Source organism: Pseudomonas sp. LjRoot71 (assembly GCF_964253255.1).
GTDB lineage: Bacteria > Pseudomonadota > Gammaproteobacteria > Pseudomonadales > Pseudomonadaceae > Aquipseudomonas.
In genome coordinates this window covers 48,020-69,050 of the sequence record NZ_CAXURA020000001.1, presented here as the reverse complement: position 1 = coordinate 69,050, position 21,031 = coordinate 48,020, and the positions used below count along the sequence as shown (strand labels likewise).

22 protein-coding genes are annotated in these 21,031 nt (G+C 61.3%); 5 read left to right on the top strand and 17 right to left on the bottom strand.

What is annotated here, in order from left to right:
* Window positions 1-9 precede the first annotated feature (9 nt).
* The 4 genes from ACSQ17_RS00290 to ACSQ17_RS00275 are packed head-to-tail and all read left to right on the top strand — an operon-like array spanning window position 10 to window position 2,901.
* Window positions 10-789, top strand: a complete 780-nt coding sequence (locus tag ACSQ17_RS00290; protein WP_436067103.1) for an ABC transporter permease — start codon at window positions 10-12, stop codon at window positions 787-789.
* Entirely contained in the window at window positions 789-1,646 is an 858-nt protein-coding gene (locus ACSQ17_RS00285) for an ABC transporter ATP-binding protein (RefSeq protein WP_436067102.1), read from the top strand. The genes ACSQ17_RS00290 and ACSQ17_RS00285 overlap by 1 nt, the downstream gene beginning before the upstream one ends.
* Window positions 1,643-2,611, top strand: coding sequence for a HEAT repeat domain-containing protein (locus ACSQ17_RS00280; RefSeq protein WP_436067101.1), 969 nt, complete (start codon window positions 1,643-1,645; stop codon window positions 2,609-2,611). Before ACSQ17_RS00285 ends, ACSQ17_RS00280 begins: the two co-directional genes overlap by 4 nt.
* On the top strand, window positions 2,608-2,901 hold the full coding sequence (locus ACSQ17_RS00275; protein ID WP_436067100.1) for a DUF971 domain-containing protein: 294 nt from the start codon (window positions 2,608-2,610) through the stop codon (window positions 2,899-2,901). The genes ACSQ17_RS00280 and ACSQ17_RS00275 overlap by 4 nt, the downstream gene beginning before the upstream one ends.
* Window positions 2,902-3,205: 304 nt before the next feature.
* Here the strand turns inward: ACSQ17_RS00275 and ACSQ17_RS00270 are convergent, their stop codons facing one another.
* From ACSQ17_RS00270 to ACSQ17_RS00215, 12 genes are all read right to left on the bottom strand, one after another.
* Entirely contained in the window at window positions 3,206-4,576 is a 1,371-nt protein-coding gene (locus ACSQ17_RS00270) for an IS1182 family transposase (RefSeq protein ID WP_436067099.1), read from the bottom strand.
* Window positions 4,577-4,727: 151 nt separating this feature from the next.
* On the bottom strand, window positions 4,728-5,630 hold the full coding sequence (locus ACSQ17_RS00265) for an alpha/beta hydrolase (protein ID WP_436067098.1): 903 nt from the start codon (window positions 5,628-5,630) through the stop codon (window positions 4,728-4,730).
* A gap of 88 nt (window positions 5,631-5,718) precedes the next feature.
* Window positions 5,719-6,111 (bottom strand): GFA family protein, encoded by a 393-nt coding sequence (locus ACSQ17_RS00260; protein ID WP_436067097.1) that lies wholly within the window; start codon window positions 6,109-6,111, stop codon window positions 5,719-5,721.
* A 222-nt stretch (window positions 6,112-6,333) separates the two neighbouring features.
* Window positions 6,334-7,167, bottom strand: coding sequence for a taurine dioxygenase (tauD, locus tag ACSQ17_RS00255; RefSeq protein ID WP_436067096.1), 834 nt, complete (start codon window positions 7,165-7,167; stop codon window positions 6,334-6,336).
* A 15-nt stretch (window positions 7,168-7,182) separates the two neighbouring features.
* Complete coding sequence (gene tauC, locus ACSQ17_RS00250; protein ID WP_436067095.1) at window positions 7,183-8,016, bottom strand: taurine ABC transporter permease TauC; 834 nt, start codon at window positions 8,014-8,016, stop codon at window positions 7,183-7,185.
* A complete protein-coding gene (gene tauB / locus ACSQ17_RS00245; RefSeq protein WP_436067094.1) occupies window positions 8,013-8,795 on the bottom strand; it encodes a taurine ABC transporter ATP-binding subunit in 783 nt (260 codons plus the stop codon). Before tauB ends, tauC begins: the two co-directional genes overlap by 4 nt.
* A gap of 54 nt (window positions 8,796-8,849) precedes the next feature.
* Complete coding sequence (tauA, locus tag ACSQ17_RS00240; RefSeq protein WP_436067093.1) at window positions 8,850-9,821, bottom strand: taurine ABC transporter substrate-binding protein; 972 nt, start codon at window positions 9,819-9,821, stop codon at window positions 8,850-8,852.
* A gap of 71 nt (window positions 9,822-9,892) precedes the next feature.
* Window positions 9,893-10,873 carry a taurine ABC transporter substrate-binding protein gene (tauA, locus tag ACSQ17_RS00235; protein ID WP_436067092.1) on the bottom strand — a complete coding sequence of 327 codons (981 nt, stop codon included), beginning with the start codon at window positions 10,871-10,873 and terminating at the stop codon, window positions 9,893-9,895.
* 336 nt (window positions 10,874-11,209) lie between these two features.
* The gene (locus tag ACSQ17_RS00230; RefSeq protein ID WP_436067091.1) at window positions 11,210-11,518 is read right to left on the bottom strand and encodes an AzlD family protein; all 309 of its coding nucleotides are present in this window, start codon (window positions 11,516-11,518) and stop codon (window positions 11,210-11,212) included.
* Entirely contained in the window at window positions 11,515-12,225 is a 711-nt protein-coding gene (locus ACSQ17_RS00225; protein ID WP_436067090.1) for an AzlC family ABC transporter permease, read from the bottom strand. Before ACSQ17_RS00225 ends, ACSQ17_RS00230 begins: the two co-directional genes overlap by 4 nt.
* A 10-nt stretch (window positions 12,226-12,235) precedes the next feature.
* Window positions 12,236-12,598, bottom strand: coding sequence for an MmcQ/YjbR family DNA-binding protein (locus ACSQ17_RS00220; RefSeq protein ID WP_436067089.1), 363 nt, complete (start codon window positions 12,596-12,598; stop codon window positions 12,236-12,238).
* Window positions 12,599-12,604: 6 nt separating this feature from the next.
* Window positions 12,605-12,883 (bottom strand): peptidylprolyl isomerase, encoded by a 279-nt coding sequence (locus tag ACSQ17_RS00215; protein WP_090253882.1) that lies wholly within the window; start codon window positions 12,881-12,883, stop codon window positions 12,605-12,607.
* Between the two features lie 143 nt (window positions 12,884-13,026).
* On the opposite strand from ACSQ17_RS00215, the gene ACSQ17_RS00210 reads away from it, so the two are divergent.
* Complete coding sequence (locus tag ACSQ17_RS00210) at window positions 13,027-14,253, top strand: PilT/PilU family type 4a pilus ATPase (protein WP_436067088.1); 1,227 nt, start codon at window positions 13,027-13,029, stop codon at window positions 14,251-14,253.
* A 29-nt stretch (window positions 14,254-14,282) separates the two neighbouring features.
* On the opposite strand, the gene ACSQ17_RS00205 is transcribed toward ACSQ17_RS00210, so the two are convergent.
* The 5 genes from ACSQ17_RS00205 to ACSQ17_RS00185 form a co-directional block, all read right to left on the bottom strand.
* Window positions 14,283-15,011 carry a substrate-binding periplasmic protein gene (locus tag ACSQ17_RS00205; protein ID WP_436067087.1) on the bottom strand — a complete coding sequence of 243 codons (729 nt, stop codon included), beginning with the start codon at window positions 15,009-15,011 and terminating at the stop codon, window positions 14,283-14,285.
* Between the two features lie 72 nt (window positions 15,012-15,083).
* On the bottom strand, window positions 15,084-17,039 hold the full coding sequence (locus tag ACSQ17_RS00200; RefSeq protein WP_436067086.1) for an acetoacetate--CoA ligase: 1,956 nt from the start codon (window positions 17,037-17,039) through the stop codon (window positions 15,084-15,086).
* Between the two features lie 192 nt (window positions 17,040-17,231).
* Window positions 17,232-18,134 (bottom strand): hydroxymethylglutaryl-CoA lyase, encoded by a 903-nt coding sequence (locus ACSQ17_RS00195; protein ID WP_436067085.1) that lies wholly within the window; start codon window positions 18,132-18,134, stop codon window positions 17,232-17,234.
* Window positions 18,135-18,240: 106 nt separating this feature from the next.
* A complete protein-coding gene (locus ACSQ17_RS00190) occupies window positions 18,241-20,196 on the bottom strand; it encodes an acetyl/propionyl/methylcrotonyl-CoA carboxylase subunit alpha (RefSeq protein WP_436067084.1) in 1,956 nt (651 codons plus the stop codon).
* Window positions 20,193-20,993 carry a gamma-carboxygeranoyl-CoA hydratase gene (locus ACSQ17_RS00185; protein WP_436067083.1) on the bottom strand — a complete coding sequence of 267 codons (801 nt, stop codon included), beginning with the start codon at window positions 20,991-20,993 and terminating at the stop codon, window positions 20,193-20,195. The genes ACSQ17_RS00190 and ACSQ17_RS00185 overlap by 4 nt, the downstream gene beginning before the upstream one ends.
* Window positions 20,994-21,031: the final 38 nt, after the last annotated feature.

Genomic DNA, 21,031 nt, shown 5'->3' with positions numbered 1-21,031 from the left:
GAGATTGCCATGAATCCGCTATATCGCTGGCCCCTGCGTCTGGCATCGCTCGCCGCCTGCCTGCTGTTCTGGCATGTGGCGGCGACCCAGCGTCTGAATCTGGGGCTGATTACCTTCACTTACGTGCCAACGCCAAGCGCGGTGCTGGATGCCGCCGTGGCCCTGATCGAATCGAGCAAGCTGGCCACGCACCTGTCCAGCAGCCTGGGCCGGGTGTTTGTCGGTTACCTGCTGGCGGTGATCGCCGGTGTGCTGCTGGGGCTGGCCATTGGCCGTTCGAAATGGGCCGAAGACAGCCTGCTGCCGCCACTGGAAGTGTTGCGGCCGATTCCCGCGGTGGCCTGGATTCCCCTGGCCATCCTGATGTTTCCGTCCTCGGAAGCCTCGATGATCTTTATCACCTTTACCGGGGCGCTGTTCCCCATCCTGCTCAATACCATCCATGGCGTTGAGGGCGTCGATCCGCGTCTGATCGCCTCGGCGCGCAGCCTGGGCGCTGGGCGCCTGGCGATTCTGCGCGAGGTAATCGTGCCGGGCGCTGCGCCGAGCATCGTTACCGGCCTGGCCATCGGCATGGGCACCTCGTGGTTCTGCCTGGTGACGGCGGAAATGATCTCCGGGCAGTGGGGCATCGGTTACTACACCTGGGAGTCCTACACCATCCAGAACTACGCCGACATTGTCGTTGGCATGCTGCTGATCGGCGTGCTCGGCATGGGCAGCAGTGCCCTGGTCAAACAACTGGGGGCCTGGGCGACGCCCTGGTACCGGATCAAGGGGAAGCGCTGATGAGTGCCTATGAAAAAGCCGTTGAACCGGGGCGTATCGACGGCCAGCAATTGTCGATTCGCCTGGGGCAGGGCGCACAGACCTTCGACGCCGTGCAGAACCTGGATTTCAGCGTTGAGCCCGGCGAGTTCGTGTGCATTCTCGGCCCCTCCGGTTGTGGCAAATCGACCCTGCTCGGTGCTCTGGCCGGTCATCTACAGATCAGTGCCGGCGCGCTGCGCGTCGATGGCCAGGCGGTGGATGGGCCGTCACCTGAACGCGGTATGGTGTTTCAGCACCACACCCTGTTGCCCTGGCGCAGCGTGCTCGACAACGTTGCTTTCGGCCTGAAGATGCAGGGCCTGGGCAAGGCCGAGCGACGCTACCAGGCCGGTGAGTTTCTCCGTCTGGTTGGCCTGCAGGAGTTTGCCCTGCGCTGGCCCAATCAGTTGTCCGGCGGCATGCAGCAGCGCGCGGAAATCGCCCGGGTGCTGATCAACCGCCCGCGTCTGTTGCTAATGGACGAGCCCTTCGGCGCGCTGGATGCACAGACCCGTGCGCGGATGCAGGAGTTGTTGCTGGACATCTGGACGCGCATCCGTACCACCGTGGTGTTTGTCACCCACGATATCGACGAGGCGCTGTTTCTCGCCGACCGCGTACTGGTGATGAGCCCACGGCCGGGACGCTTTATCGAGGATCTGCGCCTGGATTTCCCCCGGCCCCGGCACGCCAGCCTGCTGACCAGCCCTGAGTTCGTCCGCCTCAAGCGCCATTGCCTGGAGTTGCTGCGCCATGAAGAAGGCCGCGAACTGCCACGCCTGACCCCGCTGGGCCTGCCCAGCGCCGACTTCCCGCCATTGCGAATTGCCCTATGACTGAATTGAACAGCGACAACCCCGAAATTCTGGCCCTGCAGCCACGCCTGAGTGACAGCGATGCAGGCGTGCGGCGTATTGCCCTGATTGCCCTGGCCGATCTGGAAGACCCCGACGCCTTACCCTGGTTGATTGAGGCCCTGGGCAGCGATAGCGACGCCCAGGTGCGCGCCGAGGCCGCCCGTCTGCTTGAAGCCTGGGAGGAGCCCGAGGTCGTGGCCGCTTTGTGCGCCGCCCTGGCCGATGCGGATGAGGCGGTACGTGGTGCTGCTGCGCAGAGCCTAAGCGAACTGAAAAGCCTGGACGCCGGGCGGGTGATCCTGCCTTGGGCCAACCATGCTGATGCCTTTGTGCGCAGCAGCGCCCTGCGTGCCCTGCGTGAACTGCGCCTGCCCGACAGCGTGCCAGTGGCGCGCCAGGCCCTGCAGGACAGCGATGCCTTTGTACGGCGTGAGGCGGTGGGCATCCTCGGCTGGCTCAAGCAGCTCGACGCTCTACCCGAGTTGGCGCGCCTGGCCAGTGATGACCCGGACACCGAAGTACGCCGCGCCGCCACCGGTGCCTTGGGCCTGGCCAGCGATTTGGTGGTACTGCCGGCTTTGCAGGCAGCCTTGCGCGACAGTGAATGGCAGGTGCGCGAAGAAGCTGCCACCACCTTGGGCAAGGTGGGCCTGAGCGAGGCCGGCCCGGCGCTGATCGACGCATTGCAGGACAGCTACTGGCAGGTGCGCCTGCGCGCGGCGCGTTCGCTGGGCAAACTGCGCTTTGTCGACGCGTTGGATGGCTTGGTCACGCTGCTCGGTCATAGCATCAGCAACCTGCGTAAGGAGGCCGCCCTAGCCCTCGGCGAACTGGCCGACAGCGCCGCCATTGCCCCCTTGCAAGCGGCCGAACAGGACAGCGACCCGGAAGTGCGCAAGGCCGTGCGTATCGCCCTGAGCCAGCTGCAAAAGGCTGTGGGATGAACGCCCCCAGCGCCATCCGCAATCAGCGCAGTGCCGGCCTACTGCACCTGCAGTGGCCTGACGGCTCGACGCAAAGCCTCAGCCATACAAGGTTGCGTGCCGCATGCCCGTGTTCACAGTGCCGCGCGGCACGGCTGGCCGGGCGTATCGATCTGGTCAATGCCGGGGTAAGCCTGAGTGCTATCAACAGTCAGGGTTATGGCGTGCAACTAGTGTTCAGTGACGGGCATGAGCGGGGGATTTACCCGTGGGACTATTTGGCAGGGCTGGCATCGCCTATCGGCGGGTAACGTATCGGAGCGGCAGCCGTCCTGGCGGGCGTTTTTCAATGCGCGCCATTCTTGAAACTCGGCTCGCTCCTCAGTTAACTGAATGCCCCCGCCCGTGTATGGAACTCAGGGAACGCAGCCTATGGTGATGGGCAGCTAGCGGCCGATTCTGTTGAAAAAGTAGGTTTAGCGGCAGCCGGCCGGTCGAATGTGCCTGCTGTCGAAGTGGCTGGAAGCCACTTCAAGTTGCCTTTCGGCGTTTCACTGAGCTTTTTTGCCCAGGTCTGAGGGTTAATTCGAGGGTTTCTGCTCGCCGCAGGCGCACCTATCCCGTGATCGGCGGCCCGTGAGGCAGTAGCTTGGCCATACGTCTCAGGTTTTGCACGGTCGCCGCCAAGGTGAATTCGTCAGTCGCACCCGTCAGTCCACGCAGTCGTAAACGGTCCAGTTTCATGATCCGTTTGAGGTGGGCGAACAGCATCTCCACCTTCTTCCGTTCGCAACGAGAGACGAGGTATTCCGGCGTCTTGGCGATGCGTCGCGCCACGTCACGGGTCGCTTCATGGATGCTCCGAGCGATCTTGCGAAATGCGGTATTGGGGCAGCACTTCGCTTTCAGCGGGCAGGTGGCGCAGTCGGTTTGGCTGGAGCGGTAGATGATGGTGTTGGCCTTGGTCACCCGCGATCTTTGCTGGGTGAAGGTGCGCCATGCACTGCGCAGCGGTTTGCCGGCTGGGCAGCGGTATTCATTGGCCTCCTGATTCCAGTGGAAGTCATTACTGGAGAGGGTGTCGTCCTTGCGTTCGGTCTTGTCCCACACCTGCACATGCGGCTCGATGTTCTTCTCTTCGACCATCCAGGCCAGCATCGGCGCAGTGCCATAGGCGGTGTCGCCGATGAGGCGTTCCGGTGTGAGGTCGAACTGCGCTTCGACACGCTCAACCATCGTCCTAGTCGAATCAACCTCGGCGGTACGATGCGCCGGAGTCGCTTCCACATCCATGATCACGCCATGCTCGGTGTCGATCAGGTAGTTGGTGGAGTAGGCAAAGTAAGCCGGGCCGCCTGGCGCTGCTGTCCAACGAGACAGCGGATCGGTGAGCGAAATCTTCTTGGGGAGGGCTTTAGCCAACACCTCTTCATCAAGGGCTTCGAGGTACTCGCGTACGGCGCGGCTGCTGAGCTTTGGATCACTCCAATCGACTTCATCTCCCGCTACCCCACGTTGCCGGCTGGCATCCGCCTTGATGATGCTGGCGTCGACGGCGAAACCTTCACCCTTGACCAGACCGGCCGCCATGCAGCGCCGCAGCACCTCATTGAACAACCAGCGGAACAGATCGCTGTCACGAAAACGTCCATGGCGATTCTTCGAGAAGGTCGAATGATTGGGTACTTCATCCTCCAAGCCCAGTCGGCAGAACCAGCGATAGGCCAGGTTTAGGTGCACCTCTTCGCACAGTCGCCGCTCGGAACGGATGCCATAGCAGTAGCCGACGACCAGCATGCGCACCATTAACTCCGGATCAATCGAGGGGCGCCCGATGGGGCTATAGAAATCTGCCAGGTAGGCGCGCAGATCACTGAGATCTAAGCACTGGTCGATGCTGCGCAGGAGGTGTTGGGCCGGGACGTGATCTTCCAGATTGAACGAGTAGAACAGGCGCTGCTGTCCTCCCGGTAACTGCCCCATCATGCTGTTCGCCCCCGCGCTCGCTGACAGGGCAATTCTGCCGAAGGCATGGGGAAGCAGCTACTTTTTCAACAGAATCGGCCGATAGCGCCGCATGCAACTCTCTGCCGCCGACTATGGATGTAACGTTTCTATTTACCGCAGACCATTCCTGTTAACCGGCGCTAGTTAAGCAGCTGACAATCAGCTCCAGCGCCTTTTTACCCTCTGGGATGGGTAGGATTGGCCAGACGTGAATCATTCCTTCGCCTATCTGCAGGTCCACCGGTACGCCGGCAGCCCGCATTTTGTTGGCAAACAGCAATGCGTCGTGGTGGGCGATATCGCGTGTGCCGGCGAACAGCAGTGTGGGTGGGAGGCCTTGCAGGTTGCCACGAAGCGGGCTGACATGACTGTGCTCAACACTCAAATCCCCAGCGTACAAACGGCCGGCCTCTTTTAGGCCGACAGCGGCGAGCATGGGGTCATGCTTTTCTCTGGCGGCTATGGCCGGGTGCTGCATGCTCACATCAAGCCAGGGGCAGATCAGCACCAATTGCGCGGGTAGTGGCAGGCCTTTTTCGCGCAGGGCGTAGCAAAGGGCGAGGCTCAGGCCGCCACCGGCAGAATCACCGGCCAGGGTCAGTGAGCCGGCATCTGTGGTGATGCAGAGGTGCTGGTAAACCCGAACAACCGCATCCACTGCCTGCTTGCAGCTGGCTTCAGGTGCCAGCGGGTAGAGGGGCACGGTGATCGTGCAGCCGGTCTGCTCTACAAGTCGCTGAAGAAATCGCCAATGATGTGTGGTGATGGGCCGGATATAGGCCCCGCCATGCAGGTAGAGCAGATGGCGCGCCGTGGCCTGTGGGGTTTGTGGCGACAGTTGGTACAGCTCGATCCCGTCCGGGGTCTGATGCTGTACTTCAAGGTTGCGCAGCATATTGCCTGAGGGCCTTGCCGGGCCTTGGTTTCTGACTTTCTTGATGCCCTCAAGTACCGCCTGCACGGAGCTGTAAATGCGTTTGCGTCGGGTGATGCGCAGAAGGGCAATAAGCAGCTGAGACTGAATGCTAGGCATGCATGGGACTCGTTGATTGTTGTTGTGCGCCCAAGCCTACTGCATTGCGCTTGAGTCGGCTTGACTGGGCTACCCCGAGACGGTGTCTCTACTCTTCCGTGCGTGTGGTGGTTTCCCGATCACCTTCATAGCGCTTCGTGAATGGGAAGGGTGGCAGCCAGGATTCGCGGCGGGTGGTCCACAGCTCATAGGTGGGGCGCAGTTGGTTGGGGCTGTCGAGAGTCCCCAGATTGATTTCGACTTCGTCGGCACTGCGGGAAAATACCGAAGAGCCGCAGCGTGGGCAGAAAAACCGCCCGGCGTAATCGGCTGTTGCGCCAACGACTGTCACGGCGTCCTTGGGAAAAACCGCAGAGGCGTGGAAGAGTACGCCGTGGTGTTTGCGACAGTCGAGGCAATGACACAGGCCAACTCGGTAAGGTTGCCCGGTTGCTTCGATACGCACGTTGCCGCAAAGGCAACCGCCAGTGAATTGCGCCATGCGCCATCTCCTCGGCAAGCCCGTGCTCGGTATATTCACGGGGTGTTGCCCAAGGATAGGTGATCGGTTTGCCTATTGGGTAATTGCCATGCAACAGCAGCAAACTGCCAAGCAGGTGTTCGAAGTAGAGTTGCGGCAGGCTGATAAAACCGCATGCGCCAGCCTGGTCGAGGCTGGAGAAAGGCTGCCGCTGTCAGGAGGAGTGAGGGGCATAGACTCTGCTTAGACCGGCGCATCTCCGAGAATTGTCGCGCGCTGCATCACCCGGCGCTGCGGGCGGTAGTCGTCTACGGCGTAATGCTGGGTAATGCGGTTGTCCCAGAAGGCGATGTCGTTGGTCTGCCAGCGCCAACGCACGGTGAACTCCGGGCGGGTGCTGTGGGCGAACAGAAAGCGCAGCAGCGCATCGCTTTCATCGGCCTCCAGTTCGTTGATCCGGGTGGTGAAGCCATCGTTGACGAACAGTCCCTTGCGCCCTGTAACCGGGTGAGTGCGCACCACCGGGTGGGACAGTGGCGGGTATTTACGCTGCACCTCGTGGTAGTGCTCAAGCGCTTGCGGGGTATTGCCGTAGCGCTCCAGCGGGAACGAGTGGGTGAAGTCGTGGGTGGCAGTCAGGCCGTCGAGCAGCACCTGCAGCGGTTTCGACAATGCCTCGAAGGCAGCACTGCTGCTGGCCCACAGCGTGTCGCCACCGAAAGGTGGCAGCAGCTTGGCCGACAGCACCGCGCCCATGGCCGGAGTCGGCAGGAAGGTGACATCGGTGTGCCAGATGGCGTTGTCGCGCACATCGGTTACCGCCGTGTCGAGGATCAGCACTTCTGGCTGCTCCGGCACATTGGGGTAGATCGGGTGGATATGCAGATCACCAAAATGGCGGGCAAAACTGGCCTGCTGTTGTGGGGTGATCGGCTGGTTACGGAAGAACAGCACCTGATGCGTGAGCAGGGCCTGCTCAATCAACTGATGGTTCTCGGCGCTCAGGGGCTCGCTGAGGTTGATGCCGTCAATCTGTGCGCCAAGGGCAGGGCTCAGTTGGGTGATTTGAATGCTCATGCTCATCTATCCAGTTCAATGGGCTTGGCCATGCCAGGGCACCAGCTTACGTTGCAGGGCGCGCAGGCCCATCTCCAGGGCAAAGGCGATCAGGGCGATCACCAGAATCCCGAGAATCACCACATCGGTTACCAGAAACTGGGCGGCGGACTGCACCATAAAACCCAGGCCACTGGTGGCGGCGATCAGCTCGGCGGCCACCAGGGTTGACCAGCCCACACCCAGGCCGATGCGAATGCCAGTAAGAATCTCCGGTAGGGCGCTGGGCAGGATCACGTAGCGGATCAACTGCGCCTGGCTGGCACCCATCGATTGCGCTGCGCGAATCTTGCTCGGGTCGACGTTGCGCACGCCGGTGGCGGTGGAAATGGCGATTGGCGCGAAGATCGCCAGAAAGATCAGCAGCACCTTGGACAGCTCACCAATCCCGCACCAGATAACGATCAGCGGCAGGTAAGCCAGCGGCGGGATCGGGCGGTAGAACTCGATCAGCGGGTCGAAAATACCGCGAGCGATTCGGTAACGGCCAATCGCGATCCCCAGCGGAATGGCGGTCAGTACGGCGGCGAACAGACCCAGGCCGATACGTTGCAGGCTGGCGGCCAGGTGCTGCCAGAGGCTGGAATCCATATAACCCTGGCTCAGCACCAGCCAGCCGCGTTTGGCCACCGCCTGTGGGCTGGGTAGAAACAGCGGCTCAATCAGGCCGAAGTAGGTTACCGCCCACCAAGCCCACAGTAAAAAGGCGACTGTCAGGCTACTGATGGTGAACAGGCTGAGCTCACGCGGAGCACGCCGTGCTTGTTGTTCGCTCTCGGTGTTGGAGTAGATGTACTCATGGCTGCTCATGCGCGGCTCCCTTGGCGTTCGGCGAAAACCTGGGCGAGCACATGCTCGCGGGTGGCAATAAAGGCCGGATCGGATTTAATCGCGCGGGCACTCTCAGCGGCGGTGTAGCGTTGGCCGAAATCCAGGCTCAGGCGTTCGCTGATGCGGCCAGGGTTGGCTGACAGCAGAATCAGGTCGGTGGCGAGAAAGACTGCTTCCTCGATGTCGTGGGTAATCAGGAACACGGGTTTGGCCGTGCGCTGCCAGACCTGCAGCAGCAGCTCCTGCATCTGCTCGCGGGTAAAGGCGTCGAGGGCACCGAACGGCTCGTCCATCAGCAGCACCCGTGGTTCGGCGGCCAGTGCGCGGGCCAGGCCGACACGCTGACGCTGACCGCCAGACAGTTCCCAGATGCGTCGCTGTTCGAACCCTGCCAGATCCACCAGGCTCAACAGTTCGCGGGCCCTGGCTTCGCGCTGGGGCTTTGCCACGCCGGCCAGTTGCAGGCCGAATGCGACGTTTTCCAATACGTTCTGCCAGGGCAACAGGGCGTCATCCTGAAACACCACGCCGCGTTCGGCGCTGGGGCCCTGTACCGGTTGTTGATCGAGGCTGATGCGGCCGGCGTTGGGTGCAACAAAGCCGGCGATCAGGTTGAGCAGGGTGGTTTTGCCACTGCCCGAAGGGCCTAGGGCGACCAGCAATTGCTGAGGGCCAAGGCTCAGGGAAATATCCGTCAGTACCGGCTCGGCCGTGCCGGGGTACTGTGCGCTGATGCGCTCCAGTTCAAGTAAGGCCATGATCGTGACTCTCTCAAATGCTCCCCCAGCTTTTGCCGGGGGAGTTACAGCGGGTTACTGGATATAGGCGTCGCTGACATAGGGTGAGTAGTCGCTCAGCACGCTGTCGGCTTTGCCCTGTTCCTTGAGAAATACCGCGGTGGCGGCGATGTCCTTGGCCGTCTTGCCACCGAGCAACTCGGCTTGCTGCTTGGCATCCGGGAAGGCAGAGCCGGCGAGCAGCTCAGGCACGTCATTAGGATCAGCACCGGTCAACTTGGCAATTTTCTGCACGGGCTCGGAGTCGGCAGTCCAGCTGTCTTTGTTGGCGGCGTAGTCGGCGAAAGCATCCAGGCTGACCTGGGCGAATTTACTCAGCAGCTCCGGGTGCTTCTCTGCAAAATCCTTGCGTGCCACCCACACTTCGAAGGTCGGAGCGCCCCAGGTGCCGACTTCTGCGGCATCGGTCAGCACTGTGCCGTTCTGCTTGATCGCGCCGAGTGCCGGCGACCAGACGAAGGCCCCGTCGATATTGCCGCGCGCCCAGGCAGCTGAGATTTCGCTGGGGTTAAGGTTGACGATCTTCACTTTGCTCGGTTCGACCTGCCAGTGCTTGAGTGCGCCGAGCAGGCTGTAGTGCGAGGTGGAAACGAATGGCGTGGCGATGGTCTTGCCGATCAGGTCTTGCGGGCCATTGATGCCGCTGCCGTTACGTACTACCAATGCCTCTGCGGCGTTGATTTGCGCGGCGACTATAAAGGTCACAATCGGCAGGCCACGGCTGGCGGCGGCCAATGGGCTGCTGCCGAGGTTACCGATCTGTACGTCGCCGGAGGCGATGGCGGTAACCACTTCAGCGCCGCTGTTAAAACGTCGCCAGTCGATCTTCTGACCCAAGGCTTTGTCGTAGGTGCCGTCAAACTGCGCCACTTTGGTCGGATCGATACCAGTCTGGTAACCGATGATCAGGTCATCTGCCTGGGCTGCGGTGCTCAGCCCGCTGACAATCAGCGCCGCCAACAGGCTGCGTAATGGACGAAAACTCATGCTGCTTACTCCGCAAGAATGCCGCTGCGCAGTGCAGGCCGAATGGTCATGCACGGCGCAGGTAAGGTGATTTAGTTGGTCAGGTATTGATTGCTGACGTAGGGCGCGTAGTCCGGCAGCACCGCATCGACCTTGCCTTGCTCTTTGAGGAACTTGGCGGTGTTGGTGATGGCCTGGGTGGTCGGCGCCGCGAGCTGGTTGACCTGATCGGCTGCCAGTGGGAACACGTTGCCTTGCAGCAGCAGCGGGATGTCCTGGGCCTTAGCGCCGGAGAGCTTGACCAGCTTGTCGATGTTGCTGCTGTCGGCCAGCCAGGCTTGCGGGTCTTTACGGTAGTTGGCGTATGCGTCCAGGGTGACCTTGGCAAAGGCACGGACAACTTCAGGGTGCTTCTCGGCAAAGTCTTTGCGCACAATCCAGGCATCGAAGGTTGGTGCACCCAGGTCGCTCAGTTCACCTGAGGTGATCAGTACCTTGCCGTTTTCCTTGGCCACACCCAGCGCCGGGTCCCACACGTAGGTCGCATCGATGTCGCCACGCTGCCAGGCAGCAATGATTGCCGGCGGAGCCAGGTTGAGGATTTGCACCTTGCTCGGATCAATCTTCCAGTGCTTGAGCGCGGCGAGCAGGCTGTAGTGGCCGGTGGACACAAACGGTACGGCAACTTTTTTGCCGATCAGGTCTTCGGGTTTGCTGATATTGCTGCCGTCACGGGCAACCAGCGCCTCGGCGGCACCGATCTGGGCGGCAATCAGAAAGGTCTGAATCGGCAATTCACGGGTGGCCGCTGCGGCCAGAGGGCTGGAGCCGACATAGCCGATCTGCACATCGCCGGAGGCAACGGCGGTAATGACTTCGGCACCGCCATCGAATTTGCGCCAGTCGATCTTGGCGTTGCTGGCTTTTTCATACGCACCATCAGCCTGGGCGACTTTGGCCGGGTCGACGGTGGTCTGGTAGGCCACGGTGAAATCCACCGCATGGGCATTCAGGGCAAAACCACCCAAGGCGATAGCGGCAAGCAGGCGACGGGGCAGGAATTTGTTGAGCATGGCAGGACTCCTCAACAGCCAATCGACTGCTGTTGCAGGAGTGGCCGGATCACTGGAAATAAATGGGGTTCAGCAGGGTCCGGTGATCCGGTAGAAATAAGTTAAACGATCTAAAAAATAGTTAATAAAGAATTTTTAGATATATACATATGTGCTTTGAAATGACCTGCCGCAGCAGGACAATTGGCAGCGGCGTGAGCAATCAATAGCGGTGTTGTGAGGGGTTAATAGCAGTCTTGCCTGGTTCGCGGGGCGGCATAGGTTGTCGTCAGGCAGATATGTCAATTTCGCTAAACGGCGCTTGCTAGCTGTGCGGCAAGGCCCGTGCGGCGATACTCAAAGTTGTCGGCAGAGGGCCGCGACCAGAATGCCAGCGGCAATCGCGGGCAGCGGCTTTTTCACCAGCAGCATGACAACTGCCGTAGTCAGCAAGGCCAGTCGTGCGCTCATGTCGCCATCAATTGCCATCGGCGTAAGAATGGCCACCAGCACCGAGCCTGACATGGCCCTGATAAATTGCTGAACCCTGTAGCTGATCGGCACATACGCCATCACGAACACGCCACCCCAGCGTGTCGCCAGTGTCACGGCCGCCATGACCAAGACGATGATCAGCGCGCCCCAGCCCGTCGTGGCCATGCTCATTTTTTCTTCTCCATCCACAGCGCACCGAATACGCCGCCTGCCAGAGCCCCGACAACCACATGGCTATTGTCCGGCAGGTACCAGTAAGCCAGCAGTGATGAGCCGGCAGCGACCGTCCAAATCAGCAATAACCTGAGGTTCTTTTCACCGCCCACGGCCATCGCCAACAGAAAACAGCCCATCACCATGTCCAGACCAAAACTCTTGGGGTCATGGATGGCGCCGCCGAAATAAATCCCCAACCAGGTGCCAAAGACCCAGAATGACCACAGCGCAAGGCCACCACCGAGCAGCAGGCCAAAGCCCGGTTGGCCGCGATTGAAGGCTTGTATGGCTAGCGCCCAGTTGGCATCGGAAGCAACCAGCATCACCCCATAGCGCCTGGTTGGGGACAGATGGCGCAGCCAGGAATACAGCGATGCGCCCATCAGCAGGTGACGCGCATTGATGGCGAACACGGTGAGGGCCAATGGCACGATGGGGATGTGCACACCCCACAACTCCAGCGCGGCAAATTGTGAGGCACCGGCGAAGACCAGGATGCTCATCAGCAGCGCCGACGGGTTATCCAGCCCCGTCTGTACTGCTGCGAGGCCAAACGCTGCGCCAAAGGCGATCACGAAAATGGAAAGTGGGACGAGTTGCTTAAAGCCGGCCCAGACATCCTGGCGGCTGAATTCATGCAACGCAGTGGTGTTGTCCGACATCTTGCAGCCGTTACTCTGCACTCGGGTCGAGCAGCAGAGCCAGTTTCAGGCGTTTGGGCAATTTGCCAACCACCAGTTGATGGGAGCGCGTCAGCAATGCTTGCAGTTCGTTATCACCGAGCGGGTAGGGCGCGGCCATGCTGATCCAGTGCGCGCGCGCCAAATAAGGAGCTGGACGGATGCCCGGACGGTCGCAATAGCCGAGAAATAGGTCGGCATCCACCTTGAAGGCCAAACCGTCATGGCTACCCAGGTGAAACAGGGCGAACATCTTGCTCTCAGCCACCGAGAACACCCGCACGCCGCCCCATTTGATGTCCTCACGGGCACCCGGCAGGCTCAGGCAGAAAGCAGCTACGTGTTCAGGCGTCATCTCAGATCACTCGCGGTAGAAAACCTGCACCAGATGGTAGCCAAACTGGCTTTTCACCGGGCCGTGCACTTCACGCACCGGCTTTTTAAAAATCACCTGATCGATGGCGCGCACCATCTGCCCAGGGCGCACTTCACCCAGGTCGCCGCCTTTCTTGCCGGAGGGGCAGGTGGAGTACTTGCGTGCCAGCACATCGAAGGCTTCGCCGGCGGCGATACGTTTCTTCAGTGCGGCGGCTTCTGCTTCGGTTTTCACCAGAATGTGGCGGGCCATTGCCTTAGCCATGACGGGCTCCTCGGATTTCCAAGGGCGTATTGTGCCAGTATTTTCAGCCGCTTAGCGCCTCGGCCGGGCAAGCTCCGATTTTCTCGGGAGCGATGCGTAATCTTGGCCTAACGTAATACATCCAACACACGGAATCGCGCGTTATGGACCTCAATGCCATGCTGAAAATCCTGTCCAGCCAGGACGGGTCCGATCTTTACCTCTCCACCGGGGCACCGCCCTGCGCCAAGTTCAACGGTGTGCTCAAGGCACTTAGCGCCGAGCCGCTAAAGGCCGGCGAGGTAGCGGCCATCGCCGACTCGGTGATGGATAGCGCGCAGCGTGAGGAGTTCGAGCGTGAGCTGGAAATGAACCTGGCCATCTCGATTGCCAGCGTCGGGCGCTTTCGCATCAATATCTTCAAGCAGCGTAACGAAGTGTCGATTGTTGCGCGCAATATCAAGATGGACATCCCCCGGTTTGAGGACCTGAAACTGCCGGAAGTGCTGCTCAAGACCGTGATGGAAAAACGCGGTCTGGTGCTGTTTGTCGGTGGCACCGGCTCGGGTAAGTCGACCTCCCTGGCGGCGCTGATCGACTACCGCAACCGCAACAGCGGCGGGCATATCATCACCATCGAAGACCCGGTGGAGTACGTGCACAAGCACAAGAAGTCGATCATCAACCAGCGTGAAGTCGGCGTGGACACCCGCAGCTTTCATGCCGCGCTGAAGAACACCCTGCGTCAGGCGCCGGATGTGATCCTGATCGGCGAGATCCGCGACCGCGAAACCATGGAGCATGCCCTGGCCTTTGCCGACACCGGCCACCTGGCGATCTCCACGCTGCACGCGAACAACGCCAACCAGGCGCTGGATCGCATCATCAATTTCTTCCCCGAAGACCGCCGACCGCAGCTGCTCAACGATCTGGGCAACAACCTCAAGGCGTTTGTCTCCCAGCGCCTGGTCAAGACCATCGACGGCAAGCGCCGCGCAGCGGTGGAGGTGCTGCTCGGCACCCCAACGATTCGCGACCAGATCAAGCGCAGCGACTTCTCCGAAATCAAGGAAACCATGGAGAAGTCAAAAAATCTTGGCATGCAGACCTTCGACCAGGCGCTGATCGATCTGGTCAACGATGGCTCGATTGATGAAGAAGAGGCTGTGAAGAACGCCGATTCAGCCAACAATGTGCGGCTTAAGCTCAAGCTATACCGCGACAACCCCGCTGCGCCTGCCGCACCTGTCGCAGCGCCGGCCCCTGTGGCTGCCGCGCCTCGCCCTGCGGTGGCACCGGCTGCTTCCGCTGCCGAGTGGGGGTTGGAATTGACGCTGGAAGATATCGAAGAGGAGCAAGCGCCAGAGGACCCCGGCCGCAAAGGCATTTGAAGTCCCGGCTGTGAGGAGGTTGTGTGCCGTTAGCGCTCGGGTTGGTAGGTTTCCTGGATACGCTGGATCATGCCTTCGGCACTTAGCGCTGCAACGGCCTTGCGCAGATCTTCCTGCAACTGCGCATCACAGTCTTTCGAGCAGGCCAGGTACAGATCGGTACTGGCCAGCACGGGGCTCATCTGCAATCGATTGTTGCTTTTCGGCCACAGATACAAACCTTCCGGTACTCCAGTAAACCAGGCATCGACACGCACTAGCTCAAGCATGCGAGCGGGATTATCGCCAAGTTTGAGGCTGACAATCTGCGCTTCGATAAACCCCTCACTCTTGAGTATTTCCATTTGTGCAGTGCCATGACCGACGGCAATGCGTCGGTAACGCTGGCGGGCTTCGGCAAAATCAGCCACCGGCGCGTCAAGGCTGAAAAAGGCGCGCTCAAGCGGCATGATCGGGGCGATCCAGCTGTACAACGTTTCGCGCTCTGGGGTGCGCGAAAGCGGGATGATCAGCAGATTCTTCCCGCGACTAACCCGCTGCTGGGCACGAGCCCAGGGGGTGACATGGATATGGCTGAGATAGCCCGCGCGGGCAATCGCAGCCAGCGCCACATCGCCGACCATACCGTAGCCGCCCTGAAAGCTGACAAAGGTCAGCGGCGGCGCGTCCGGCATGTGCAGCTCCAGCGGTTCCTGTGCTGTTGCGCTCAGGGTCAGCGAGGTTAGCAGTACAGCGAGACAGATCCAGCGCACAGCCACGGCAGCACTCCAACAACGACTGGCTTGGATTATAAGCACTGCGCGCCGGGCTCGGCTGGAGTTTTTGGTACTTCAGTACCGCAGCTCTGCCAGATCGCGGTACAGCTCCAGCGCCTGCGGGTTGGCCAACGCATCGGTGTTTTTTACCGGTTTGCTGTGCACCACGTTGCGCACTGCTAGCTCGACGATCTTGCCGCTGATGGTGCGCGGGATGTCGGCTACGGCGATGATCTTCGCCGGTACATGGCGCGGTGTGGTGTTGGCGCGGATTACCTGGCAAATCTGCGCTTGCAGGGCATCGTCAAGTTGTACGCCTTCACGCAGACGGACAAACAACACCACGCGCACGTCGTCGTCCCACTCCTGGCCGATGGCGATGGATTCCAGCACGGCTTCGACCTTTTCCACCTGGCGGTAGATCTCGGCGGTGCCGATCCGCACGCCACCGGGATTCAGCACTGCATCGGAGCGGCCATGGATCACCAAACCGCCGTGCTCGGTAATCTCGGCGTAGTCGCCGTGGGCCCAGATACCGGGGAAGGTGTCGAAGTAGGCCGCCTGGAACTTGCTGCCATCGGCGTCCTTCCAGAAGCCAATCGGCATGGAAGGGAAATGCTGAGCGCAAACCAGCTCGCCTTTTTCGCCTGTCACCGGCTGGCCGGCGTCGTTCCATACCTGAACGTCCATGCCCAGGCCCTTGCACTGCAACTCGCCGCGCCACACCGGCAGTACCGGGTTGCCTAGGGCAAAGCAGGAGACGATATCGGTGCCGCCGGAGATCGAGGACAGGCAGATATCGGCTTTGATCTCGCGGTAGACGTACTCGAAACTTTCATGGGACAGCGGCGAACCGGTCGAGAGAATCGCCTTAAGCCGTTGCAGTCTGTGCGTGCTGCCTGGCTTGGCACCGGCTTTTTCCAGGGCGGCAAGAAACTTGGCGCTGGTGCCGAAGAGGCTGATGTTTTCCGCATCGATCAGGTCGATCAGACGCTCGGCCCCTGGGTGGAACGGTGAGCCGTCGAACAGCACCAGGGTCGCACCCAAGGCCAGGCCGGAGACCAGCCAGTTCCACATCATCCAGCCGCAGGTGGTGTAGTAGAACAGCGTGTCGTCAGCCGTCAGGTCGGTGTGCAGGCCGAGTTCCTTGACGTGCTGCAACAGGGTGCCGCCGGTGCCATGCACGATGCACTTGGGCACGCCGGTGGTGCCGCTGGAGTAGAGGATATACAGCGGGTGATCGAACGGAACCTGGGTGAATTCGGGTTCGCCGCCGGCTTGGTAGAAGTCCTGCCACAGCGCGACTTTGGCCGCTGAATGGAAATCGGCGGCTTTGGTCTGGGTGTTGGAGTAGGGCACCAGAATCAGCTGCTCAAGCGAGGGAAGGCGCTCGAGGATTTCATTGAGCTTGGCGGTCAGATCGAGATTCTTACCAGCATAGCGATAGCCGGCGGCGGCAATCAGTACCTTGGGTTCGATCTGGCCGAAACGGTCGATGACACCCTGGGTGCCGAAGTCCGGCGAGCAACTCGACCAGGTGGCGCCCAGGCTGGTGCAGGCGAGCATTCCGACCAGGGTTTGCCAGGTGTTGGGCATAAAGGCGGCCACCCGGTCGCCGATCCCCACGCCAGCTTCACGCAGGCTGCGCTGCAAGCCGGCAACATGGGCGGCCAGTTCGGCGTAGCTCAGCTGTTCGCGCGAGCCGTCTTCGCCAATGGCGATCAGGGCCGGGTGGCTATCACGGCGCCGCAGCAGATGTTCGGCAAAATTCAGGGTTGCGCCAGGAAACCAGTGGGCGCTGGGCATGGCCTTGCCTTCCTGCAACACGGCGCTGGGTTGTGCACTGAAACGCACCTCGAAGAACTCGACCACTGCCTGCCAGAAGGCTTCACGCTGCGCCACGCTCCAGGCATGCAGGGCCGGGTAGTCGGCCAGTTGCAGGCTGTGACGCTGATTGACGAAGCGGCGGAAGCTGTCCATCCGGGTTGCTGCGATACGTTCGGCAGAAGGCGTCCACAGGGGCTGTTGCATCGTGCGTCCTCATCATTCTTGTTGTGCGGCTTGTGCCGGCTAGCCTACTGGCTGCTGCCTGGCTTGCGGCGGCCGGTGCGCGGCAGATCCGCCACAGCAGTTACTGCGGCTGTAGCCGCTGTGCACCGCGCTCAGGCAGCCGGCAGCAAGCCTGAGTGCGGCGCTTTACAGGGTGTAAATAAAATCTTACGCCTAGGCGTTAGCCAGCTTGGCCCGTGCCACTCGCGAGCCATTGGGCTTGTCCAGGACTGCGCAAATACGCTGGCCGGCGGCGATCAGTCGGCCCATGTCGACGCCAGTTTCAATACCCAAACCCTGGAGCAGGTAAAGCACATCTTCGGTTGCGACATTGCCGGTTGCGCCCTTGGCATAAGGGCAACCGCCGAGGCCGGCGACCGAGCTGTCGAATACGCTGATGCCTTCCAGCAGGCCGGCGTAGATATTCGCCAGGGCCTGGCCGTAGGTGTCATGGAAGTGTCCGGCCAGCTTGTCTCGGGGAATATCGCGGGCAACCACCTCGAACAGCTTGCGTGTGTCACCCGCAGTGCCGGCTCCGATGGTGTCACCCAGCGACACCTCGTAGCAGCCCATGGCAAACAGCTCGCGAGCAACCATGGCGACCTGCTCGGGCGGCACAAAGCCGTCATACGGGCAGCCCAACACGCAGGACACATAACCGCGCACGCGGATGCCATGCTGTTTGGCGGCGTCCATTACCGGCACGAAACGCTCCAGGCTCTCGCTGACCGAGCAGTTGATATTCTTCTGCGAGAAGGCTTCCGATGCGGCAGCAAATACCGCAACTTCCCTGACACCCGCTTGCAGCGCACCTTCAAAGCCCTTCAGGTTAGGGGCAAGGGCGGCGTAGGTGATGCCCGGCAATTGCTGAATCTGCGCAAATACCTCGGCGCTGCCCGCCATCTGCGGTACCCACTTGGGCGAGACAAAGCTGCCGACCTCGATATAGCCCAGGCCTGTGGCTGACAAGTCATCGACCAGGCGCACCTTGTCGGCCACGCTGATCGGCTGTTTCTCGTTCTGCAAACCATCGCGCGGGCCGACTTCGACCAGGCGAACTTGTTTGGGCAGATTCATGTGCGTCTCCTGTGGAGGCAATGGTGCGCACGGCGCACCCTACAATTTGCGGTGATACGCGCATCATGGATTTGCGTAGAGCGCGCTGCGCGCACCGTTGCAATACTTATGCGTCTTCCAGCTCCACCAATACCGCACCTTCGCTGACCATCTCGCCTTCGCCGCAATACAGCGCCTTAACGGTACCGGCATGCGGCGCGCGGATGCTGTGTTCCATCTTCATCGCTTCCAGCACAACCAGGGCGGTGCCGGCTTCGACCTGCTGGCCGGCCTCGACCAGCACGCGCACTATGCTGCCGTTCATCGGTGCCGTCAGGCCGCCGTGATGCTGATGGCTGGCTTCGACTTCGGCAATTGGGTCGACACGCTGGATGCTGCGCAACTCGCCGGAATAGTGCAAATAGAGGCTGTCGCCCCGGCGAATCGCCAGATGCTGTTGGCGCAGGCCGTCGCGCTCTACCGACAGGGTTTCGTCTTGCAGTTGTACGGTGGAGGTCGCTGCCTGACGCAGACGGATCACCTGGCGCTCGCTCTGGCAGGCCAGATGCACGTCAGTTTCTGCCGGCAGGCCTAAACGCAGGCCGTTATGGTTGCTCCAGGGAGAATGGAAATCGTCGTGGCGCTGCTGCGGCGCTTCGCTCTGTACAAAGGCTTCGGCTGCCAGTTGCCAGAACTCGGCAGGCAGTTCGCTGACTGGCGGCAGTAGCTGCGCTTCATGGCGTGGAATAAAGTCGGTATCCAGCTCGGCATTGGCAAAAGCCGGGTGGGCCAGTACGCGAGATAGAAACGCCAGGTTGGTGCGAACGCCGCCCACGCAGGTTTCCTTGAGCATGGCCAGCAGGCGCAAGCGAGCCTCTTCGCGGTTCTCGCCCCAGGCGATCAGCTTGCCGAGCATCGGGTCATAGAAAGGCGAGACTTCATCGCCTTCGCTGACGCCGCTGTCGACCCGGCGGCCCGGACCAGCAGCGGCTTCGCGGTACAGCGCCAGGGTGCCGGTGGCAGGCAGGAAGTCGTTGTCCGGGTCTTCGGCGTACAGCCGCACCTCGATGGCGTGGCCAATCAGCGGCACCTGATCCTGGCTGATCGGCAGCGCCTCGCCACGGGCCACGCGGATCTGCCAGGCCACCAGATCCAGGCCGGTAATCAGCTCGGTAACCGGATGTTCCACCTGCAGGCGGGTGTTCATCTCCATAAAGAAGAAGTCGCCGCGTTCATCCAGCAGAAATTCCACGGTGCCCGCGCCGACATAGCCGATGGCTTGCGCCGCCTTGACCGCCGCCTCGCCCATGGCGCGGCGCAGTTCTGCTGAGAGCCCAGGCGCAGGAGCTTCTTCGACGACCTTCTGGTGACGGCGCTGGATCGAGCAGTCGCGCTCATTCAGGTACAGGCAGTTGCCATGCGAGTCGGCAAATACCTGGATTTCCACATGGCGCGGCTTGAGCACGTATTTTTCCACCAGCATGCGCGAGTCGCCGAACGACGACTGCGCCTCGCGCTGAGCACTGGCCAGGGCCTCGGCCAGTTCGCTCTCAACCTCGACCACCTTCATGCCCTTGCCACCGCCACCGGCAGCAGCTTTCAGCAGCACCGGATAACCGATCTGTTCAGAGGCGACGCGGAAGGTTTCCACATCCTGGGCTTCGTCGTGATAACCCGGCACCAGCGGCACGCCGGCGGCGTCCATCAGCGCTTTGGCGGCGGATTTGCTGCCCATGGCGTCGATAGCCGAGGCGGGCGGGCCGAGAAAAATCAAACCGGCGGCTTCGATGGCGCGGGCAAAGCCGGCGTTTTCCGAGAGAAAGCCGTAACCGGGGTGAATCGCCTGAGCGCCGCTGGCTTTGGCGGCGGCAATCAGTTTGTCGATCAGCAGGTAGCTGTCCGCCGGTTTGGCGCCGCCCAGATTGACCGCCAGATCGGCTTCGCGCACATGCCGCGCGCTGGCATCGATGGCGCTGTGCACTGCTACTGTCTGAATACCCATGGCCTTGGCGGTGCGCATCACCCGGCAGGCAATCTCGCCACGGTTGGCCACCAGCAGGGTGTCGATAGGCTTAAGGCTCATGCTTGCGGCTCCTGCCATGCGGGTTTGCGTTTATCCAGAAAGGCCCGCAGACCTTCCTGACCTTCGGGGCTGACGCGGATACGGGCGATGGCGTTTTCCGTGTAGCGGCGCAGCGCCGGGGTGAGTACGCCGCTGCCGACTTCGCGCAGCAGATCCTTGCTCGCCAGCATGGCCTGCGGGCTGTTGAGCAGCAGGTTATCGACCCAGGTGTTTACTGCCTCATCGAGCTGTTCTGCCGGGTAGCATTCGGCGAATATCCCCAGTGCCTGGGCACGTTCACCGCTGAAGCGCTCGGCGGTCAGGGCATAGCGCCGTGCGGCGCGTTCGCCGATGGCCTGCACGACAAAGGGGCTAATCACCGCTGGCGCCAGACCGATGCGTACTTCGGACAAACACAGCTGGGCATCAGCGGTGCCGATGGCCATATCGCAGCAACTGATCAAACCCAGCGCGCCGCCGAAGGCCGCACCTTGCACCACGGCCAGGGTGGGGATCTTCAGTTGATATAGGTTGTGCATCAGCTCGGCCAGCTCGCGCGAATCTGCCAGGTTGGCGTTGTAGTCCAGCGTGGCGGCGTGCTGCATCCAGGCCAGATCGGCCCCGGCGGAGAAATGCTTGCCACGGCCGCGCAGCAGCAGAAAACGCAGGCTCTTATCGGCCATTACCGCGTCGAGGGCGAGAATCAGCTCGCGGATCATCTCGGCGTTGAAGGCATTGTTCTTGTCCGCACGGTTGAGCCAGAGGGTGGCAAAGCCGCGCTTATCGGTTTCAAGCTGTACGGTGGTGAAGTTGGTCATGATCAATTCCGTAGGGTGCGCCGTGCGCACCGATACAT

Bases quoted from the DNA above. Each gene is read 5' to 3' on its own strand.
- ACSQ17_RS00270 (WP_436067099.1), bottom strand. From the start codon at position 4,576: ATGATGGGGCAGTTACCGGGAGGACAGCAGCGCCTGTTCTACTCGTTC.
- ACSQ17_RS00285 (WP_436067102.1), top strand. From the start codon at position 789: ATGAGTGCCTATGAAAAAGCCGTTGAACCGGGGCGTATCGACGGCCAG.
- ACSQ17_RS00275 (WP_436067100.1), top strand. From the start codon at position 2,608: ATGAACGCCCCCAGCGCCATCCGCAATCAGCGCAGTGCCGGCCTACTG.
- ACSQ17_RS00265 (WP_436067098.1), bottom strand. From the start codon at position 5,630: ATGCCTAGCATTCAGTCTCAGCTGCTTATTGCCCTTCTGCGCATCACC.
- ACSQ17_RS00195 (WP_436067085.1), bottom strand. From the start codon at position 18,134: ATGAATCTGCCCAAACAAGTTCGCCTGGTCGAAGTCGGCCCGCGCGAT.
- ACSQ17_RS00200 (WP_436067086.1), bottom strand. From the start codon at position 17,039: ATGCAACAGCCCCTGTGGACGCCTTCTGCCGAACGTATCGCAGCAACC.
- tauC (WP_436067095.1), bottom strand. From the start codon at position 8,016: ATGAGCAGCCATGAGTACATCTACTCCAACACCGAGAGCGAACAACAA.
- tauA (WP_436067092.1), bottom strand. From the start codon at position 10,873: ATGCTCAACAAATTCCTGCCCCGTCGCCTGCTTGCCGCTATCGCCTTG.
- ACSQ17_RS00210 (WP_436067088.1), top strand. From the start codon at position 13,027: ATGGACCTCAATGCCATGCTGAAAATCCTGTCCAGCCAGGACGGGTCC.
- ACSQ17_RS00185 (WP_436067083.1), bottom strand. From the start codon at position 20,993: ATGACCAACTTCACCACCGTACAGCTTGAAACCGATAAGCGCGGCTTT.
- ACSQ17_RS00280 (WP_436067101.1), top strand. From the start codon at position 1,643: ATGACTGAATTGAACAGCGACAACCCCGAAATTCTGGCCCTGCAGCCA.
- ACSQ17_RS00290 (WP_436067103.1), top strand. From the start codon at position 10: ATGAATCCGCTATATCGCTGGCCCCTGCGTCTGGCATCGCTCGCCGCC.
- ACSQ17_RS00215 (WP_090253882.1), bottom strand. From the start codon at position 12,883: ATGGCTAAGGCAATGGCCCGCCACATTCTGGTGAAAACCGAAGCAGAA.
- ACSQ17_RS00225 (WP_436067090.1), bottom strand. From the start codon at position 12,225: ATGTCGGACAACACCACTGCGTTGCATGAATTCAGCCGCCAGGATGTC.
- ACSQ17_RS00230 (WP_436067091.1), bottom strand. From the start codon at position 11,518: ATGAGCATGGCCACGACGGGCTGGGGCGCGCTGATCATCGTCTTGGTC.
- tauA (WP_436067093.1), bottom strand. From the start codon at position 9,821: ATGAGTTTTCGTCCATTACGCAGCCTGTTGGCGGCGCTGATTGTCAGC.
- tauD (WP_436067096.1), bottom strand. From the start codon at position 7,167: ATGAGCATTCAAATCACCCAACTGAGCCCTGCCCTTGGCGCACAGATT.
- ACSQ17_RS00190 (WP_436067084.1), bottom strand. From the start codon at position 20,196: ATGAGCCTTAAGCCTATCGACACCCTGCTGGTGGCCAACCGTGGCGAG.
- tauB (WP_436067094.1), bottom strand. From the start codon at position 8,795: ATGGCCTTACTTGAACTGGAGCGCATCAGCGCACAGTACCCCGGCACG.
- ACSQ17_RS00260 (WP_436067097.1), bottom strand. From the start codon at position 6,111: ATGGCGCAATTCACTGGCGGTTGCCTTTGCGGCAACGTGCGTATCGAA.
- ACSQ17_RS00220 (WP_436067089.1), bottom strand. From the start codon at position 12,598: ATGACGCCTGAACACGTAGCTGCTTTCTGCCTGAGCCTGCCGGGTGCC.